This window comes from Methylobacterium sp. AC690, assembly GCF_979256535.1.
The window spans coordinates 1-407 of record NZ_CEEDOX010000058.1 but is presented as its reverse complement, the minus strand read 5'-3'; the positions used below and the strand labels follow the sequence as shown (position 1 = coordinate 407).

Annotated in this window: 1 protein-coding gene; it reads left to right on the top strand. The window is 73.0% G+C overall.

What is annotated here, in order from left to right; genetic code table 11:
* Positions 1-407, top strand: a 407-nt coding sequence (locus AC0IY1_RS25315; RefSeq protein ID WP_471773329.1) for a cupin domain-containing protein, incomplete at both ends; no start/stop codon positions are given.

The window sequence follows — 407 nt, the reverse complement described above, 5'->3', positions numbered from 1 at the left end:
CTGATGACCGGCCGGGCCGTGTTCACCGAGGCCTACGCCGTCATCCCCCGGGGCGTGATGCGCGACATCGTCACCTCCGTGCTGCCCTTCTGGGAACACGCCCAGGCCTGGATGCTCGCCCGACCCCTCTCGGGCTTCGCCGAAACCTTCGCCCAGTACCTCGTCACCCTCGCCCCCGGCGGCGGCAGCGAGCGACCCGAACCCGACCCCGAGGCCCAGGCCGTACTCTTCCTCGTCGAGGGCCAGGCCCGCCTCGTCTGCGACGGACAGGCCCACGCCCTCACCCCCGGCGCTTACGCCTACCTGCCCCCCGGCTCCACCTGGAGCCTGCGCAACGACGGAACCGGACCCACCCGCTTCCACTGGATCCGCAAGGCCTACGCCCGCGTGCCCGGCCTCGAGCCGCC